The 17488-nt window shown below is 66.6% G+C and carries 15 protein-coding genes; 3 read left to right on the top strand and 12 right to left on the bottom strand.

Annotation, left to right across the window (positions count from 1 at the left end):
• Nucleotides 1–26 precede the first annotated feature (26 nt).
• Complete coding sequence (locus tag DOM33_RS08145; RefSeq protein ID WP_110667764.1) at nucleotides 27–1064, top strand: 2-keto-3-deoxygluconate permease; 1038 nt, start codon at nucleotides 27–29, stop codon at nucleotides 1062–1064.
• Between the two features lie 62 nt (nucleotides 1065–1126).
• On the opposite strand, the gene DOM33_RS08140 is transcribed toward DOM33_RS08145, so the two are convergent.
• Entirely contained in the window at nucleotides 1127–2176 is a 1050-nt protein-coding gene (locus DOM33_RS08140) for an oxidoreductase (protein ID WP_110668606.1), read from the bottom strand.
• Nucleotides 2177–2422: 246 nt separating this feature from the next.
• A complete protein-coding gene (locus tag DOM33_RS08135; RefSeq protein WP_110667762.1) occupies nucleotides 2423–3679 on the bottom strand; it encodes an acyltransferase family protein in 1257 nt (418 codons plus the stop codon).
• A gap of 520 nt (nucleotides 3680–4199) precedes the next feature.
• On the opposite strand from DOM33_RS08135, the gene DOM33_RS08130 reads away from it, so the two are divergent.
• On the top strand, nucleotides 4200–4964 hold the full coding sequence (locus DOM33_RS08130) for an SDR family NAD(P)-dependent oxidoreductase (RefSeq protein WP_110667760.1): 765 nt from the start codon (nucleotides 4200–4202) through the stop codon (nucleotides 4962–4964).
• A 36-nt stretch (nucleotides 4965–5000) separates the two neighbouring features.
• On the opposite strand, the gene DOM33_RS08125 is transcribed toward DOM33_RS08130, so the two are convergent.
• From DOM33_RS08125 to nrdR, 10 genes are all read right to left on the bottom strand, one after another.
• Nucleotides 5001–5615: a LysE family translocator gene (locus DOM33_RS08125; protein ID WP_110667759.1), complete on the bottom strand. Its 615-nt coding sequence runs from the start codon at nucleotides 5613–5615 to the stop codon at nucleotides 5001–5003.
• A gap of 99 nt (nucleotides 5616–5714) precedes the next feature.
• Nucleotides 5715–8144 carry an endopeptidase La gene (gene lon, locus DOM33_RS08120; RefSeq protein WP_110667757.1) on the bottom strand — a complete coding sequence of 810 codons (2430 nt, stop codon included), beginning with the start codon at nucleotides 8142–8144 and terminating at the stop codon, nucleotides 5715–5717.
• A 122-nt stretch (nucleotides 8145–8266) separates the two neighbouring features.
• Nucleotides 8267–9628, bottom strand: coding sequence for a DUF945 family protein (locus DOM33_RS08115; protein WP_110667755.1), 1362 nt, complete (start codon nucleotides 9626–9628; stop codon nucleotides 8267–8269).
• Nucleotides 9629–9765: 137 nt separating this feature from the next.
• Complete coding sequence (locus DOM33_RS08110) at nucleotides 9766–10239, bottom strand: phosphatidylglycerophosphatase A family protein (RefSeq protein WP_110667753.1); 474 nt, start codon at nucleotides 10237–10239, stop codon at nucleotides 9766–9768.
• Complete coding sequence (gene thiL, locus DOM33_RS08105) at nucleotides 10236–11216, bottom strand: thiamine-phosphate kinase (RefSeq protein ID WP_239495304.1); 981 nt, start codon at nucleotides 11214–11216, stop codon at nucleotides 10236–10238. Before thiL ends, DOM33_RS08110 begins: the two co-directional genes overlap by 4 nt.
• A gap of 16 nt (nucleotides 11217–11232) precedes the next feature.
• Nucleotides 11233–11760 (bottom strand): transcription antitermination factor NusB, encoded by a 528-nt coding sequence (nusB, locus tag DOM33_RS08100; RefSeq protein ID WP_110667750.1) that lies wholly within the window; start codon nucleotides 11758–11760, stop codon nucleotides 11233–11235.
• Nucleotides 11757–12239 carry a 6,7-dimethyl-8-ribityllumazine synthase gene (ribH, locus tag DOM33_RS08095; protein ID WP_110667748.1) on the bottom strand — a complete coding sequence of 161 codons (483 nt, stop codon included), beginning with the start codon at nucleotides 12237–12239 and terminating at the stop codon, nucleotides 11757–11759. Before ribH ends, nusB begins: the two co-directional genes overlap by 4 nt.
• 180 nt (nucleotides 12240–12419) lie before the next feature.
• Entirely contained in the window at nucleotides 12420–13553 is a 1134-nt protein-coding gene (ribBA, locus tag DOM33_RS08090) for a bifunctional 3,4-dihydroxy-2-butanone-4-phosphate synthase/GTP cyclohydrolase II (RefSeq protein WP_110667746.1), read from the bottom strand.
• Nucleotides 13554–13646: 93 nt separating this feature from the next.
• Nucleotides 13647–14819: a bifunctional diaminohydroxyphosphoribosylaminopyrimidine deaminase/5-amino-6-(5-phosphoribosylamino)uracil reductase RibD gene (gene ribD, locus DOM33_RS08085; RefSeq protein WP_110667744.1), complete on the bottom strand. Its 1173-nt coding sequence runs from the start codon at nucleotides 14817–14819 to the stop codon at nucleotides 13647–13649.
• A gap of 58 nt (nucleotides 14820–14877) precedes the next feature.
• Nucleotides 14878–15357 (bottom strand): transcriptional regulator NrdR, encoded by a 480-nt coding sequence (gene nrdR, locus DOM33_RS08080; RefSeq protein WP_110667742.1) that lies wholly within the window; start codon nucleotides 15355–15357, stop codon nucleotides 14878–14880.
• A gap of 305 nt (nucleotides 15358–15662) precedes the next feature.
• On the opposite strand from nrdR, the gene DOM33_RS08075 reads away from it, so the two are divergent.
• Entirely contained in the window at nucleotides 15663–17435 is a 1773-nt protein-coding gene (locus tag DOM33_RS08075; RefSeq protein WP_110667740.1) for a sugar phosphorylase, read from the top strand.
• Nucleotides 17436–17488 lie beyond the last annotated feature (53 nt).

Raw genomic sequence — 17488 nt, 5'->3', positions numbered from 1 at the left:
TCGACGTCATCGCCTAGGAGAGAACCATGACCCCCGTTCGTTCCCGCTTCCCCATCTATGACACGCTCAACCGCATTCCCGGCGGGCTGATGATCGTGCCGCTGATTCTCGGCTCGATCGTCGGCACGTTGGCGCCCGAGGCGCTGGAGATCGGCAGTTTCACCACCGCGCTGTTCAAGGATGGCGCCATGGCCTTCATGGCACTGGTGATCTTCGCCACCGGCATGCAGATCACGCCGCGCAACGCCGGGCCCATCGTGGGTACGGCGAGCGTGATTCTGCTGATGAAGAGTCTGGTGCCGGGTGTGCTGATCGCCGGGATCGGGCTGGCGACCGGTATGGAAGGGCTTTTCGGTATTTCGATACTGGCGATGCTGGCGTCGATGGATAACAGCAATGGCGGCATCTGGCTCGCTTTCACCGGCCGCTACGGGGATCAGCGCGACCGCGGCGCCTACATCGCCAGCGCGATCAACGACGGGCCGTTCTTCACGCTGATTCTCATCGGCGCCTCGGGGCTTGCCGACATTCCGCTCGAGGTGTTCCTGGCGGCGATCATCCCGCTGCTGCTGGGCATTCTGGTGGGCAACCTCGACCCCAAATGGACGGAGGTGATGCGTCCGGTACCCGAAATGGTGATCCCGTTCTTCTCGTTCGGGCTGGGCACCGGGATCAACCTGACCGACGTGGTCCAGGGCGGGATCACGGGGATCGGACTCGGCCTGCTGGTCGCCCCGCTGACCGGCGGCCTCGTCTACCTCGGCTATCGCTATCTGCTCAAGCGGGGTCCGCGTAGTGGTATCGGCTTCGCCGCCGGGACCACCGCCGGCAACTCCATCGCGACGCCGGCGATCGCCGCGGCGGCAGATTCTTCGCTGCAGGCTTACGTGGGTGTCGCCACGACCCAGGTCGCGGCCTGCGTGCTGGTGTCGGCGCTGATGGCCCCCGCTATCGCATCCTGGCTACTCAAGCGCAACGGCGAGCTGAAATCTCCGGATCCGGAGGTCGAGGCCCCGCTCGCCACTTCCACGGCCCACACGACCGATCAGGCAATCTTCAAGTAGCGCGGATCGTACCGTCGGCGTGTCCGCAAGGGCGCCATGTCGACGGTACGCTCTCGCGGGATCTAGCCGAATTCGACCCGCGTACCGGTCTCGGCGCTTTTGACGCCGGCTTCCAGCAGCCGCATGACATCGAGGGCGGATTCGGCCGTCACCGGCAGCGGCCCACGCCCGAGAATCGCATCGCGTACGCCCGTATAGAACGCGAGATAGTCCCCCGGCAGCGTGGGAATTTCGTGGAGCTCGGGCTGGCCGCCCTCGCGCACCTGGCCGATGGTCAGCATGCCGTGGCGCCAGTCTTCGCCCCAGTGCGGCGACGGCAGTCGGTCGCCACGCTGCAGCATCGCCTCCTGGGGGTCGAAGCCGTGCTTGACGTAGCTCCCTCGCGTGCCGTGAACGGTAAATCGTGCGGTGGGGGCGGCGACGAGCGAGCCGCCGTGAAGTACCACGCGCTTGTCGCCATAGCGCAGCACCGCATGGAAGTAATCGTCGACGCGAGCGCCGGTGCGCTGGTTGGCGAGATCGAGCGTGATCGCATCGGGCCGTCCGAACAGCACCAGGCTCTGATCGAGCAGATGCGCACCGAGATCGAACCAGATGCCCGAGCCGGGCGTCGGCTCTTCGCGCCAGCGCTGGGATATCTCGGGTCGGAAGCGATCGAAGTGCGATTCGAAATGTACGACGTCGCCGAGCGTTCGACCGTCGATGAGATTGCGCACGGTGAGAAAGTCCGCATCCCAGCGACGGTTGTGAAAGACCGCCAGCCAGCGCTTCTGCTTGGCCGCCAGCAGGCAGAGCTCTTCCGCTTCCGCGACCGTGACGGTGAACGGTTTGTCCACCACCACGTGCTTGCCCGCCTCCAGCGCCGCCTTCACCAGCGCGTAGTGGGTGGTGTTCGGCGTGGGAATCACCACCAGATCGATATCCTCGCGGGCAAACAGCGCCTCCGGCGATGACTCGACCGGAATCTCCGGCCAGTCCGCCCGGACCTTGGTAGCGTCACGGCTCGAAACGCTCACGAGATTCAGCCCTTCCTGGGCCATGATTAACGGAGCATGGAATCGTTTACTGGCCATGCCGTAACCGACCAGCCCTACGCGTATGGCGCCTTTCATGCCGAGTCCTTTGAGAAAATCCTTTGAGAAAATCGTTCGAGACGGATCGATACGCCCCGCGGCGCGTCGAAGCCGGCCCTGCTCGCCTGCGACCTGCATCGCGATCTGTCGACCTGCGACGGCGCCGACGATGTCTCGTCACGGCCGGTGACAAGATGGCTAGGCGGAGAGGATATCGCAAATGCCCCGCCAACGAACGCGCTGCCGATCATCCCGCGCATCCGCCGTTGGTCTCCCCGTGCCAGCTCAGGTGCGGATCGCCGCAAGCGCGGGACGCTGGCGCCAGGCGGAGGGCAGCCGTGCTTCGAGCCAGTGGCGCATCGGCGCGACCACGAACCGCTGCATCAGCAGGGCCAGCGCCACGATCAACGCAAGGTGCAGGGCCATCGTCCACATCGGTACCGCCAGGCGACCGGCGATCCAGGTGCCCTCGATGCCCCAAACGGTATTCCACTGCTCGATCAGCCAGCGTGTGAGCCGCGCCAGCGGACCGATCAACGGCGTGTGCAGCGCGAAGATACACAGTGCCGACTCTCCCAGCCGCTGCGCCCAGGCACGCACGGCGCCATGAGACGGCGCGCCGAAGGCGGTAGCACTGAGCAGGACCAGCGCCTGGAACGGCATCAAGAGCCCGTTGTGGGTGAGGTAATAAAGATGCAGTCCGTCGAGCTGGAGCAGCCACACGCCGATCGGCACGCCGCAGAGGCCGAGTGCCAGCAGGGAGTGGCGAAACTTGCGCAGCGCCTGCGCCACGCCCTCGACCTGCATGGCGCGATAAAGCAGAACGCCCGCCAGAAATTCCGGCAAGCGAAACAGCGGATTGCGGTGCAGCATGCCGACCGTCACGTAGTCGAACGACCCCAGGAGCGTGGCGATCAGCGGCCCCGCCGCATAGAGCCCCCAGAGGCCGAGCAGCGACAGCCCCACCCGCTGAACCCGCATCAACCGCGGCGCGAACCACGGAAAGCAGACGTAGAAGAACAGCAGCGCAGAGATCGACCACGATGCGCCGTTGAGCCATAGAAAGCGTGGCTCCCATGCCTGGAGCAGTGTGAGCTGCAGCGCGATGTGCTTGAGCGCCCCGGGCCACGACAGGCGCTCGTGGAACGCCGCCTGCGCCGCATCACTCAACGGGTAATAGGGGTGGGAGTTGAAGTAGACGTAAACGCCCTCGGGGCGAATCGGGTACTGCACGAGCAGCAGGACGACCGCCAGCAGCATGGTGATGACGTGAATGGGGTAGAGATTGCACAGCCGCTTGGCGACGAACGCCGGCCCGCGCATTGTCATCTCGCCTGCGTCGTTCAGCACCACGTGCGCCAGCAAGAAACCGGAGAGCATGAAGAACGTGCTGGTAGCGAAGAATCCCATGCCGACGAAGTCGTGCACCAGCGCTGGCATGTCGGCGTACACGCCGCCGAAGTGATAGGTGACCATCCACAATGCCATCAGGAATCGCAGCCACTCGAGACCGTAGTAACGCGTTTTGCGGGAATTTGCCATGGTCTCCTCCTGGCCCGACGAAGCGAAAAGCACGTCATGTCGACGGCGCGATTGGCCTGGCGCGACGTCAGGCGAAATCGCCATGGGTGACGGCAGCGACGGCAGTCGATGGTAGTGACGGGCCCGCGAAACGCGGGATAGCAGGACAGTCGAGGCGCTCGGGCCGGAGGGCGTGCGCGCAGCCTTGGGGCGCGATCCCGTCGATCGAGTGTAACTGAATCGAAACGTCTGTTAAGTGGGCTTTCAGGAAATCACTCGCTTTTACACACAGCGGCGGAGCCCGTCGGTGGTTGGCGACGCCGATGCGCCGACGCCGCGTGTCGGGGCTTGTCGCAACGCGCTATCTTGCTAGGACGAGCGGCGTCGCCGGTCGAAGGAGATGATCGCCGAACGCCGTGCTCGATGCGGCTTTCGCCCCGTCCCCTGGCCGGCATGCTCGATCATGCCGCCCGCCTGACACGCTCAATCCAGCTGTCGACCGGCCTTTCAGCCGGTGTGCTCAACGTCCCAAGGAGGTTTCATGTCTCACTCGTCCGTTGTTTTCATCACCGGTGCCACGTCCGGGTTCGGTCGCGCCTGCGCCGAGCGCTTCGCCGACGCCGGCTGGGCGCTGGTGCTCACCGGCCGGCGCGAGGAGCGTCTGGCGTCGCTGAAAGCGTCGCTCGAGAGCCGCGTACCCGTTCACACCGCCACGCTCGACGTGCGTGAGCGCGACAGCGTCGCCGAAGTGGTCGCGTCGCTGCCGGAGGCATTCCGTGCCGTCAAGGTGCTCGTCAACAACGCCGGGCTCGCCCTCGGCGCCGGGCCCGCCCAGGAAGCCGATCTCGACGATTGGCAGACGGTGATCGACACCAACATCACCGGCCTGGTCAATGTCACCCGCACTCTGCTGCCCACCCTGATCGAGGTCGGCCGCGGCGCGGCGATCATCAACGTGAGCTCCACCGCCGCGCTCTGGCCCTACCCCGGCAGCCACGTCTACGGCGCCTCCAAGGCGTTCGTCAATCAGTTCTCCTACAACCTGCGCTGCGATCTCAAGGGCACCGGCGTGCGTGTCACCGACGTCGCCCCCGGGATGTCGGAGACCGAGTTCACGCTAGTGCGCATGAAGGGCGACCAGAGCGCCCACGACAAGCTCTACGGCGGCGTCGAGCCGATTCAGCCCGAAGACGTCGCCGAGCAGGTGTTCCACGCCGCTACCCTGCCCGCGCATCTCAACATCAACCGACTCGAGATCATGCCGGTGTGCCAGTCCTGGGGCGGACTGACCGTCGACCGCGACTGAGCGGGTCGCAGAGTGGAAGTCCGGTTAGTGTCAGGTTCAACTCTTGGCAATCAGCCAGGCGCCGGCGCCGATCATCAGCGAGCCGGCGCCACGGTTGAGCCGACGCTGGGCGCGCGACGAGCGGAACAAGCGCCGGGCGCGTGACGCCCCCGCCGAGACCAGCGAGAGCCCCGCCATCAGACCGATCATCGTCAACCCCACGACCAGCGAGAGGGACTCGCCGTCGAGCCGGCCGAGATCGATGAAGGTCGGCAGAAACGCGATGTAGAAGAGAATGACCTTGGGGTTGGACGCCGAGATCAGAAAGCCCCGAAGCAGTCCACGCCAGCGCCCTCTCCGCGCCGCCGGGGCGGTCTCTTCGACGGCGATCGGCGCCGTCCAGAGCTTGTAGCCGAGATAGCCCAGGTAGAGCGCCCCGAACACGCGGATGATGCCGAAGAGCTCGCCCCACTGCTCGGCAATGGCGGCCAGACCGAAGCTCGCCAGAATCAAGTAGAGAACGTCGCTGATCGTCATGCCCAGCGCCATCGGCAGACAGTGACGAAACCCATGGCTCATGCCACGGGCCAGCAGGGCGAAGACGCCAGGGCCCGGCGTCACCGCGAAGACGAAGATCGCCAACAGATAGGTCGCTGCACTTTCTGGACTCATGAGATACCTCACTCGACATCGAGCGGCGATTGTCGGGCAAAAAAAAGCGGCGGCGCAACTGCGCCACCGCTTTCCTGCCCGTCTTGTGACGCGAGCCGTTCAGCGCCCGAAGACGACCTTGGACACGTCGCGGTAGACCTTGGCGAAGTGCACCGTCATGCCGTCCTTGAGGTAGTCCGGCAGCTCGTCGTAGTCGCGCTTGTTGGCCTCCGGGAGGACCAGCTCGAAGATCTCGCTGCGCCGGGCGGCGATCACCTTCTCGCGGATGCCGCCGACCGGCAGCACCTGCCCGGTCAGCGTCAGCTCGCCGGTCATCGCCAGCGGCCGATCGATGCTCTGGTTCTTGGCCAGCGACATCAACGCGGTGGTCATGGTGACGCCGGCCGACGGGCCGTCCTTGGGCGTCGCCCCTTCCGGGACGTGCAGGTGAACGAACGCCTCGTTGAAGAAGTCCGGGTCCGCCCCGTACTCGCCCAGATGACCCAGCGTGTAGCTGTAGGCGATGTTGGCGGACTCCTGCATCACGTCGCCGAGCTTGCCGGTCAGCTTGAAGCCACGGGTGAGCGCGTGCACCTTGCCCGCCTCGATGGGCAGCGTCGCCCCGCCCATCGAGGTCCAGGCAAGCCCGGTGACCACGCCGATACCCTTGAGCACTTTCTCCTTGCGAAACAGTGGCGCCCCCAGGAACTCCTCGAGGTTGTTGACCGAGACCTTGACGGTCTCCTTCTCCTCCTCGAGCAGCTTCACCGCCGCCTTGCGCACGATCCGATGCAGCTGTTTCTCCAGCTGGCGCACGCCGGCTTCCCGGGCGTAACCCTCGATCACCTGCTTGAGCGCCGTATCCGTCAGATTGATGCGTTTTTTCGGGATGTTGTCGCGCTTGAGCAGCTTCGGCCACAGGTGATGCTTGGCGATCGCGATCTTCTCCTCGGCGATATAGCCGGAGAGACGGATCTGCTCCATGCGGTCGAGCAGCGGTCCGGGGATGCTGTCGAGCGTGTTGGCGGTGCAGACGAACAGCACCTTCGACAGATCGAGACGCACGTCGAGGTAGTGATCGAGATAGTCGACGTTCTGTTCCGGATCGAGCACCTCGAGCAGTGCCGACGCCGGATCGCCCTGGAACGACTGCCCCATCTTGTCGATCTCGTCGAGCATGATCACGGGATTCTCGACCTCGACCTCCTTGAGCGCCTGGGCGAGCTTGCCCGGCATCGCGCCCACGTAGGTGCGTCGATGGCCCTTGATCTCCGCCTCGTCGCGCATGCCGCCGACCGAGAAGCGATAGAACTTGCGCCCCAGCGCCTCGGCGATGGAGCGGCCCACCGAGGTCTTGCCCACGCCCGGCGGGCCGACCAGCAGCACGATGGAGCCGCCGACGTCGCCTTTGAACGAGCCCTCGGCGAGGAACTCGACGATGCGCTCCTTCACGTCGCTCAAGCCGTCGTGATCGCGATCGAGCACCCCGCGAGCATGCTTGAGATCGAGCTGATCGTCGGAGGTGATGCCCCACGGCATCGACGTCAGCCAGTCGAGATAGTTGCGTGTGGTGCCGTACTCCGGCGAGCCGGTCTCGAGTACCGAAAGCTTGCCGAGCTCGTCGTCGATGCGCCCCTGGACCCGCTCCGGCACGTTGAGGTGCTCGAGCCGGGCGCGGAAGGTATCCACGTCGGATTCGCGGTCGTCCTTGGAGATGCCCAGCTCTTTTTGAATCACCTTGAGCTGCTCGCGCAGGAAGAACTCCCGCTGATGCTGCTGCATCTGCGAGTTCACCTGTTCGCTGATCTGGTTCTGCAGCTGGGCGACTTCGATCTCCTTGCGCAGCAGCGGCAGGACCCGCTGCATGCGATCCATGATCGGCAGCGTCTCGAGCACGGCCTGCAGCTCGTCGCCCTTGGCCGAGGTGATCGCTGCGGCGAAGTCGGTCAGCGGGCCCGGCTCATGCGGGCTGAAGCGGTTGAGATAGCTCTTGAGCTCTTCGCCGTAGAGCGGGTTGATCGGCAGCAGCTCCTTGATGCCGTTGATCAACGACATGGCATAGGCGCGCGCCTCTTCGGCTTCGGCATCGACCGGCTCCCGCGGGTAGGAGACCTCGACCAGGTAAGGCGGTGTCTTGGAGAGCCAGCGCTGGATGCGAAAACGGCGTCGCCCCTGGGCGATGAACTGGATCTGCTGATCCTCGTTCTGGGTGCGATGCACCTTCACGGCCGTACCGATCTCGGGGAAGCTGTCCGGGCTCAGCTCGTCCATGCTCACGTCGCCAATGAAAGCGACACCGACCATGTGATGCGGCGTATTGGCGACGCGCTGGAGCGTCTCTTCCCAGCGCTGACGCTGGATGATCAGCGGCTGTACCTGGGCCGGAAAGAACGGGCGGTTGTGGATGGGGAGCAGATAGATCCGCTCCGGCAGATATTCACTGGAGGGGACCACGGCACTGCCGGCGCCATCCTGCGGCTGCGCCTCGCCGTCCTGGGTGCCCTGGACGTCGTTGAAAGCTTCCGTGGAATCCCGTTCGTGTTGGCTCATCGTTCACCTTGCGTTCGTGGCCGTCGTGGCCGAATGCACAGGTGATGCGGGCACCGAGCGTCGAGTTCAAGTCGGGACCGTTCCGAGGCGCGCTTTCCTTGCCGACACGAGCGACGATACGGCTAGGGTGTCGCCGCGTCCGGCACGTCATCGATGGGGGCCTCGCCACGCGCGGGAATCAGCACCATCGAGTTGCCGTCGAGGGTCAGCACCCCGTCGTCGAGCGTGAGTAGCAGCGGGTCGCTCTCCATGCCCACGCCCAGGTAGAGCTTGAGAAACGCCGGGGCATTCTCGAGTTCGAGCTCGCCCTCGAAACGGCGGCCCAGATTGCCGCCCAGCGCCTGCTGACCGTCGGCGTCGAACTGCCGAGCGAGGCCATCGCCATCGAGAGTGAGCTCGCCTCGACCGGTCGTCTGCATGCCCAGAAGCTCACTCTGCAGCGACAGCGTCTCCAGCGCGAGGTGCGGCGAGCCGGCGAGCATGGCGATCAGCGCGCTCCAGATCGCCTCCCCGGGCTCGCTCATCGCGATGATCTCCTCGCTCGGTGCGCCACGCTGGACCGCCTGGTCGATGCGCCCGAGATGGCGCTGCCAGGCCGCGATGAACGCGCGGTAGGCATCACCATCGATGCGATCGAGTGTCAGCGTCGTATTGCCGGCCAGCAGCGCCTGGTCGCGCATTCGCGCATCGCCCAGAGAGAACGTGACCGTCGCTGCCAACGTCTCATCCAGCGTCGCCTGGGTCTCCACTTCGAGACGCTCGATCTCGACGGGGGCGAGGCCGCTGCGCGCAAGCGTCGCCCGAGGCACCACGAGCGCGGCGCGCTGGGAGAAGGCGTCCGCGTCGCCGGAGATCTCCCCGGAGAGCTGCGTCCGCTCGAGCGCCAGCGAGGAGAGACCGTCGTCGAACTCGAGCGATGGCAGCTCGCCGGTATAGTCGAGCGTGCCGTTCGCCTGGCCGAGCGTCAGCGTCAGGCCGCCGAAGTCGACGTCGACCTCGCCCTGCGGCTCGGATAGCGCGCCGGAGAGCGGGCCGGCGGCCTGGGCGGGAAAGGCGTGGTGGAAAGCGGGCACCTCGAGGGCCATCTCCACTCGCTGCGCGAGCGTCTCGAACTGTCCCTGCCAGGTGAGCGGCGCCTCGGCGTCGAGCCAGTCGCCAAAAAGCGTCTCGTCGTCACCGCGGATCTCGCTTCGCCCTTCGAGCGAGGTGCGCAGAACGCCGTGACCGGCGGTGTAGTCGGTAGCGACGACGAGTCCGGTCGGCCGCCCGAGCGCCATCTGCTGCGCGACGAGGCGTCCCTGCGAGTGGAACCAGCCGCGCTCGACGGCCTCGCGTTCGACCCGCCAGTCGCGGCTCGCATCGAGGCGCGCGGTGAGCGTTGCCGCCTCCTGCTCGAAGCGGTGGCTGGCGTAGATCAGACCACCGAGATAGCTTGCGCCCAGCACGGCAGCAACGATGGGGATCGCAACGACACCTCGATGCATGATGGCCTCCAGCGAGAGAAGAGAGATCGAGCGGTTCCGCGGCGACGCAGGCTGGATCACCCGGTGCCGAGACGACGCCGGGGCGGGTCACCGCGCTTCCGCCCGGCCGGCCCGCAACGATCGGCCTCGATAAGCGCCTAGTGCAGCCAGAACCAGAGATGCATGGTGCACCAGGCGTACACGCCGGCGAGGATGTCATCGAACATGATGCCGATCCCGCCGGCGACGCGGCGATCGACCCAGCGGATCGGCCAGGGCTTGATGATGTCGAAGACCCGGAAGACCACGAATCCCCATAGCGCCGCCTCCCACGAGAACGGCACTGCGGCCATGGTCAGCCAGTAGCCGACGAACTCGTCCCAGACGATGCCGGAATGGTCGTGCACGCCGAGATCCCGCGAGGTGGTCTCGCAGAGCCAGATCCCCACGACCGTGGCGATCCCCATCAGCGCAAAATAGACCGACAGCGACAGCCCCGAGAGCATCCAGTAGAAAGGGATCGCCGCGAGCGTGCCGAAGGTGCCGGGAGCGAACGGTACGGCGCCGCTGCCGAGCCCGAAGGCCAGAAAGTGGGTCGGCCGACGCCAGACGCTACGCGGGGCGCGGTTCATGTCGCGCTCCTCGAGACGCCGGCCGAACCGTTGGCCGAGAAATGATCCCAGCCGCCCCGCTCGAGCAGCGCCGCTGGCAGGCCGTGAATGCCGGGCGTGTCGACGACGCGACCGATGACGGTCAGCGGCAGATGCAGGCCGGCCAGACGACGCTGCGCCTCGGCGAGATCGGCATCATCGAGCGTCACCAGCAGCTCGTAATCGTCGCCACCGTGAAGCGCCAGCTCGTGGACCACTGTCAGATCGAGCGTGGCACGCAGCGGTGTTGCCAGCGGCAGCGCCTCGAGTTCCAGCCGCGCGCCGACGCCGGAGGCGTTGAGCACGTGACCGAGATCGGCGAGCAGGCCGTCGGAGAGATCGATGGCGCTGGTCGCGATGCCGCGAAGCGCCTCCCCTGCCGCCAGCCGCGGCTCGGGGCGCAGATAGGCTTCGAGCAGCGGATGGCCGAGTTCGCGCTCACCGCGCTGCCAGCGATCGAGACCGGCCGCCGCGCGGCCCGGATAACCGGTGACCGCGACGAGCTGCCCGGGTCGCGCCCCGCCGCGCACGATCGCGCCGCCGACCGGCAGCTCGCCCTGGACCGTCACCGTGATGGAGAGCGCGCCGCGGGTGACGTCGCCGCCGACCCAGGCGCAGCCGACCCGGTCGGCGAGCGCGGCGAGGCCGTCGGCGAACGCCGCTGTCCATTCGGGGTCGGCGCCGGGCAGCGTCAACGCAACGGTGCACCAGCGTGCCCGGGCACCCATGGCGGCAAGATCGCTCAGCGCCACGGCCAGCGCCCGGTGGCCGATCGCCGCCGCCGGCGCATCGCCCGGAAAGTGGACGTCGGCAAGGGAGGTATCGACGCTGACCGCGAGCTGATGATTCGGCGTTGGGGTCACCACGGCGCAGTCGTCGCCGTTGCCGACGACGATGTCGTCACGCCCGCTGGCCACCGGGCGGGCCAGGTAGCGGGCGATCAGCTCGAATTCGCTCATCGAGGCGGACGTCATGTCAACGGCGGCGTGCAGCGACCTCGGCACCCCGCAGGCGCGAGGCCAGCTTGTCGAGGATGCCGTTGACGTACTTGTGCCCGTCGGTCGCGCCGAAGATTTTGGCGAGCTCCACGCCTTCGTTGATCACGGCGCGGTAGGGCACTTCCGGTCGATGCGCGAGTTCGTAGGCCCCCAGGCGCAGGATCGCCAGTTCGATGCGATCGAGATCCTCCAGGCGCCGGTCGAGCAGCGGCGCGATGGCGCGATCGACGTCGGCGCGCTGATTGGCGGTATTGGACAGCAACTCGTGAAACAGCGCCTGATCGGCGATCTGCATCACCTTGTGCCAGTTCTCGTGATCCTCGAGCTCTTCATCGGCGACCTGGGCACGGAACTCCGCCTCGACGGCACTGATCGACTTGCCCGTCATCTGCCACTGGTAGAGACCCTGTACGGCCAGTTCGCGCGCCGCGCGGCGCGATTCCTGAGCCGGCGTGGCCGGACGACTCGGCTTGCCCGCATTCTCGGGCGACTCGGACGCGCTCATTCGCCACCTCCGAAGCGCTTGAGCAGCGACACCATTTCCATCGCCGCCATCGCCGCCTCGGTACCCTTGTTGCCGGCCTTGGTGCCGGCACGCTCGACCGCCTGCTCGATGGAGTTGACGGTCAGTACGCCGTTGGCGATGGGCGTGTCGAACTCGAGCTGCAGTGACGAGAGTGCCGAGTTGCAATTGCCGGCGACGTATTCGAAATGCGGCGTGCCGCCGCGGATGACCGCCCCCAGGGCGATGACCGCATCCGGACGCGACACCTGGAGTGCCCGCTTGACCGCCAGCGGCAGCTCCCAGGCGCCGGGCACGTGGATCAGCTCGATGTTCTCCTCGCTCACGCCGTGGCGCATCAGGCTGTCCACAGCGCCCTCGACGAGGCTATCGACCACGTGATGATTGAAGCGACCGACGACGATGGCGTAGCGCCCTTCGACGTCGGTGAATTGACCTTCCAGTTGAGCGATCGGTTGCATTGTCGAGTTCCGGAGTCACTGCGCCAGCGATCGCAATCTTGAGCGCTGACGCACGGTAAAACAGTCTGTGAGGCCGACGCCCTCGCAGGGCGTCCGGCGCGAAGCCGGCCATCTTACCATGCGGCCACGGGGTCGAGGGCACCCCCGAACAGCGTGACGCGGCGGGCCGGCGGGTATCGTTCAGGCGTCGCCGCTGACGAGCTCGACGACCTCCAGGTCGAAGCCGGAGAGCGCCGAGAAGCGCCACGGCGAGCTGAGAAGACGCATCTTGCCGACGCCGAGCTGGCGCAGGATCTGCGAACCGGTACCGATGGAGAGGAAATTGCCGGCGCCGTCGGATGCGCTGGTACGCGGCGGCGGACGCCGGCCGAGGGCGACGTCGAGCTGCATCTTGAGATCGCCCTTGGGGCTTGTGTCATCGAGCAGCACGAAAACGCCGGCGTCGGCGGCGGCGATCGTCTCGAGCGCGGTATAGGCCGTCCAGTGGCTATCGCCCTTGCACAACGTCAGGATGTCTCTGAGCGTATCGCCGCCGTGAACGCGAACGGTGGTCGGGGCGTCGCGCTGCGGCGTGCCCTTGACCAGCGCCAGATGGTGCGCGTTCTGGATTCGGTCTTCGAAGACGTGCAGCGTCATCTCGCCGAAGGCGGTGACGACCGTCTGCGATTCCACGGCGTCGACGGTACGCTCGTTGAGCATGCGGTAGTGGATCAGATCGGCGATGGTGCCGATCTTGATGTCGTGCTCGGCGGCGAAGCGCTCCAGCTCGGGCCGACGCGCCATGCTGCCGTCGTCGTTCATGATCTCGCAGATCACCCCGGTCGCCTCGAAGCCGGCCATGGCCGCGAGATCGCAGGCCGCCTCGGTGTGGCCGGCGCGTCGCAGCACCCCGCCCGGCTCCGCCATCAGCGGAAAGATGTGTCCGGGCTGGACGACGTCATCGGGCCTGGCGTCCCGCGCCGCAGCGGCACGCACGGTGAGCGCACGGTCGGCCGCCGAGATCCCGGTGGAGACGCCGCGCGCCGCTTCGATGGACACCGTGAACTTGGTGCCGTAGCCGGAACCGTTGTCGCTGACCATCAGCGGCAGGTTGAGCTGCTCGCAGCGCTCGCGGGTCATCGGCTGACAGATCAGACCGCGCGCATGACGCGCCATGAAATTGATGTGGCTCGCCTCGACGCATTCGGCCGCGACGATGATATCGCCTTCGTTCTCGCGATCTTCGTCATCCATGAGGATGACCATCCTGCCCTGGCGAATGTCTTCGACAAGGGCGTCGATGCTGGCCAGCTGGCCCGATTGCGCTGTCGTCATTGCTGATTCGTCCACACAGACCGCGGGGGTTGGATGACGGCACAGACTACCTGTCGGGAGAAGCGGACGCCACTGTCGGCGCCCGGCAACGTCTCAGGTATCGCGCGAGCCATCGCTTGGCCGCGCGCTGATCCACCAGTCGTCGCCCACCGCGCGGGTCCGGTCGATGACGAGCCGGCGCTGCTCGCTCATCCGGTCGAGCCCCGGCAGCGCGAACAGCGGCCGAGCCTCGCCGCCCAGCAGCGTCGGTGCGACGAAGAGTTCGAGCGTATCGACACAGCCCGCTTCCAGCAGCGCCCCGGCGAGCGTGGCCCCGGTCTCGACCAGCACGTCGTTGCAGGACTCGACCGTGGCCAGGTGGGAGAGCACCGCGGCGAAGGGAATGCGGCCATCCTCGCCCACCGGCATCACCACCAGCTCGGCGCCGGCGGCTTCGAGCGCCGCACGCCGACCGCCGACGGCGTCACGGGCGGTGAACACCAGTGTCCGCCCCGGCTCGCTCAGACAGGCCGCCGCCAGCGGCAGACGCAGCTGCGTGTCGATGATGGCGCGCAGCGGCTGGCGCGAGGCGGCAAGCGCGTTCAGTGGCTCGTCGTCGAGCGCCAGCTGTTCGGCGCGTACCGTCAGCCGGGAGTCGTCGAAGATCACCGACTCCACGCTGGTGAGTACGGCACTGGACGCTGCCCGCAGCCGCTGTACCTGGGTTCGCGCGGCCGGCCCGGTGATCCACTGGGATTCCCCGCTGGCCATCGCGGTGCGCCCGTCGAGACTCATCGCCATCTTCAGGCTGACCTGCGGCCGCCCCTCGCGCATGCGCCGGATGAAACCGGCGTTGAGCGCGCGCGCCTCGGCCTCGCACGTGCCTGTCTCGACGGAGATGCCGGCGTCGCGCAGCCGTTGGAGACCGCGCCCGGCAACCTCGGGGTTGGGGTCTTCCATCGCGGCGACCACTCGCGACACCCCCGCCTCGATCAGCGCATCGCTGCAGGGGCCGGTGCGCCCGATATGCGAGCAGGGTTCGAGGGTGACGTAGGCGGTCGCGCCACGGGCCGCGGCGCCGGCCGCCCGCAGCGCATTGACCTCGGCGTGGCCTTCGCCGGCGCGGGCGTGAAACCCCTCGCCGACGATCACGCCATCGGCGACCAGCACGCAGCCCACGCGTGGATTGGGGTCGCAGGTGTAGCGGCCCTTTTCGGCAAGCCTGAGCGCCCGATGCATCCATTCGATATCGCGGACTTCGGCGGGCGGCTGGGTGGGCGACGTCATGGCGGAGTCTCCAAGGGCGTGGGCGTCCGATCTAGCAGGGCTTCGATCCAGCAAACCCTCAACGGTCTTCGCCGGTGCGCTCGTCCGGCTCCTGAGAGAGCCGGTCGATTTCGGCGCGGAACTCGTCGAGATCCTGAAAGCGACGATAGACGGAAGCGAAGCGAATGTAGGCGACGTGATCCAGACGCTTGAGCATCTCCATCACCTCCTGGCCGATCACGTGGGCTTCGACCTCGCGGTCGCCGCGGGCGCGCAGACGCTGGCGGATGCGTTCGACGCCGGCTTCGAAGGATTCCACGCTGACCGGACGCTTCTCCAGCGCCAGCGACATGCCGGCGCGCATCTTCTGCTCGTCGAAGCTCTCACGCGAGCCGTCGCCCTTGATCACGCGGGGCATCACCAGTTCGGCGGTCTCGTAGGTCGTGAAGCGCTCGCCGCAGGCGGCACATTGACGACGCCTTCGCACCTGATCCCCCTCCGCGACCAGGCGTGAATCGGTCACCTTGGTATCGTGGGTACCGCAGAAAGGACAGTGCATCGTCGTTCACCCGGTAACGCGAACGGCCGTGCAAGGGCGCCGCGTAGTGAATGGATCGGCTCGTCGAGTTCAATCTGACAAGCGTGGTCGAAATCAAGCGTGGTCGAAATCAAGCGTGGTCGAAATCGAGCATGGTCAAAATAGTGTAACGGCTCGCGCAAGATACCGGAAACACGCCGAAAATTGCCGTCGGTTTCCAACTTGGCCCGGGTTCTGCAAGGATAAGAATGATGAGAGGTCGGCCGTCGCCTGCGCGACGGTATCGATCACCGCTCCCCGCGTTCGCCCACGATCAGGTACTGCACATGTCCAGCCGCATCACGCACTACCCCGCGCTTTCCGAAGAGGCCTTCATCGAGCGAGCGACCGCTCGACTCGAAGAGATATACGGGCCCCGACGAGACGAGGTGATGCGTCGGCTGATGACGCTGCTGCTGCACCAGGGCAGTGCACTGGGCGATCACGCCCGCCCGGCATGGAGCGAGCGCGATCAGATCCTGATCACCTATGGCGATACGCTAATCGACGGCGAGCGCGCGCCGCTCGCGGTGCTCGACGACTTTCTCGCCAACCGTCTGGACGGCACCTTCAGCGGCCTTCACATCCTGCCCTTCTTCCCCTGGAGCAGCGACGACGGTTTCTCGGTGATCCACTACCGTGAGGTCAATCCCAACCTCGGCGACTGGCAGGACGTCCGTCGGCTCGCCTCGCGGGTGGATCTGATGGTCGATCTGGTGATCAACCACGTCTCCCGAGATTCACTCTGGTTCATCGATTACCTCGCCGGCACGCAGCCGGGGCGCGACTACTTCATCGAGATGGACCCGGCCACGGATCTCTCCGAGGTCACCCGGCCGCGCAACTCGCCGCTGCTGGTCCCGGTCTCGACACGTCGTGGCACCCGCCATCTGTGGGCGACCTTCTCCGAGGATCAGATCGATCTCAACTTCGCCAACCCCGACGTGCTGCTCGAATTCGTCGGCATCCTGCTCTTCTACGTGCAGCAGGGCGCGCGCATCATCCGGCTCGACGCCATCACCTATCTCTGGAAACGGGTCGGCACCCGCTGCACCCATCTGCCGGAGACCCATGCAGTGGTGCGTCTGCTGCGGGCAATTCTCGACTTCGTCGCCCCCGGGACGCTGCTGATCACCGAGACCAACGTGCCCCACCGGGAGAACATGAGCTACTTCGGCCTCGAGCGCGTCGACGAGAAGCACGCGCCGGACGAGGCCCACATGATCTATCAGTTCACGCTACCGCCGCTGCTGGTGCACACCCTCACCAGCGGGGATGCCTCGCAGCTCGCCGAGTGGGCGAGCACGCTGCCGCCGCTGCCGCCGAACTGCACCTACTTCAACTTCACCGCCAGCCACGACGGCATCGGCGTGCGGGCGCTCGAAGGGCTGCTGCCCGCGCACGACGTCCAGGCGCTGCTCGAACTGATGCACCGCTTCGGCGGCTACGTGAGCATGAAGACCAACGCCGACGGCAGCGACTCCCCCTACGAGATCAACATCACCTACTTCGACGCCATGAAGGGCACGCGCCGCGGCGCGGACGCCTGGCAGGTCGAACGCTTTCTCTGCAGCCAGAACCTGATGCTCGCGCTGCAGGGTATTCCCGGCGTCTATTTCCACTCGCTCACCGCCACGCTCAACGATCACGAAGGCGTCGAGCGCAGCGGCCGGCTGCGCTCGATCAATCGCCGCCGCTGGCCCAAGGAGGAGCTCGACGAGCTGATCGATAGCCGCAGCACGCCGACGCGGGAAGCCTTCACCTCGCTCAAGCGCCGTCTCAACCTGCGCGCCAACGAACCCTGCTTTCATCCCGAGGCGCCGCAGCGGGTTCTCGACACGGTGCCGGGCATCTTCGCCATCGAGCGCGGGCCGCTCGCCGACGGCCGCCGCTTGCTGGCGATCTACAACATCAGCGAGCGGCGCCAGCCGCTGGAGATCGCCGAACTCGACCGGGGCGACTGGTACGATGTCCTCGACGACGGCCGCCCCTGGCGCCCGAGCGACGAGGCGCGTAAGGTTCTGCGCCCCTATCGCAGCCTGTGGCTGGTCCAGCCTTGAGCGACTCGGGTCACGGCGCTGCGCGGTTGATGCGACGGCGCTGAGCGGGTTGC

Origin of the sequence: Salinicola halophilus, from assembly GCF_003206155.1 — a bacterium.
GTDB classification, from domain to species: Bacteria; Pseudomonadota; Gammaproteobacteria; order Pseudomonadales; family Halomonadaceae; genus Salinicola; species Salinicola halophilus.
Note: the sequence above shows the minus strand (reverse complement) of the source record. Positions and strands in the feature narration are given on the sequence as shown.

What these genes read in the sequence shown, in the direction of transcription:
- DOM33_RS08145 (WP_110667764.1), top strand. Translation starts at nt 27, where the DNA reads ATGACCCCCGTTCGTTCCCGCTTCCCCATCTATGACACGCTCAACCGC.
- DOM33_RS08140 (WP_110668606.1), bottom strand. Translation starts at nt 2,176, where the DNA reads ATGAAAGGCGCCATACGCGTAGGGCTGGTCGGTTACGGCATGGCCAGT.
- DOM33_RS08135 (WP_110667762.1), bottom strand. Translation starts at nt 3,679, where the DNA reads ATGGCAAATTCCCGCAAAACGCGTTACTACGGTCTCGAGTGGCTGCGA.
- DOM33_RS08130 (WP_110667760.1), top strand. Translation starts at nt 4,200, where the DNA reads ATGTCTCACTCGTCCGTTGTTTTCATCACCGGTGCCACGTCCGGGTTC.
- DOM33_RS08125 (WP_110667759.1), bottom strand. Translation starts at nt 5,615, where the DNA reads ATGAGTCCAGAAAGTGCAGCGACCTATCTGTTGGCGATCTTCGTCTTC.
- lon (WP_110667757.1), bottom strand. Translation starts at nt 8,144, where the DNA reads ATGAGCCAACACGAACGGGATTCCACGGAAGCTTTCAACGACGTCCAG.
- DOM33_RS08115 (WP_110667755.1), bottom strand. Translation starts at nt 9,628, where the DNA reads ATGCATCGAGGTGTCGTTGCGATCCCCATCGTTGCTGCCGTGCTGGGC.
- DOM33_RS08110 (WP_110667753.1), bottom strand. Translation starts at nt 10,239, where the DNA reads ATGAACCGCGCCCCGCGTAGCGTCTGGCGTCGGCCGACCCACTTTCTG.
- thiL (WP_239495304.1), bottom strand. Translation starts at nt 11,216, where the DNA reads ATGAGCGAATTCGAGCTGATCGCCCGCTACCTGGCCCGCCCGGTGGCC.
- nusB (WP_110667750.1), bottom strand. Translation starts at nt 11,760, where the DNA reads ATGAGCGCGTCCGAGTCGCCCGAGAATGCGGGCAAGCCGAGTCGTCCG.
- ribH (WP_110667748.1), bottom strand. Translation starts at nt 12,239, where the DNA reads ATGCAACCGATCGCTCAACTGGAAGGTCAATTCACCGACGTCGAAGGG.
- ribBA (WP_110667746.1), bottom strand. Translation starts at nt 13,553, where the DNA reads ATGACGACAGCGCAATCGGGCCAGCTGGCCAGCATCGACGCCCTTGTC.
- ribD (WP_110667744.1), bottom strand. Translation starts at nt 14,819, where the DNA reads ATGACGTCGCCCACCCAGCCGCCCGCCGAAGTCCGCGATATCGAATGG.
- nrdR (WP_110667742.1), bottom strand. Translation starts at nt 15,357, where the DNA reads ATGCACTGTCCTTTCTGCGGTACCCACGATACCAAGGTGACCGATTCA.
- DOM33_RS08075 (WP_110667740.1), top strand. Translation starts at nt 15,663, where the DNA reads ATGTCCAGCCGCATCACGCACTACCCCGCGCTTTCCGAAGAGGCCTTC.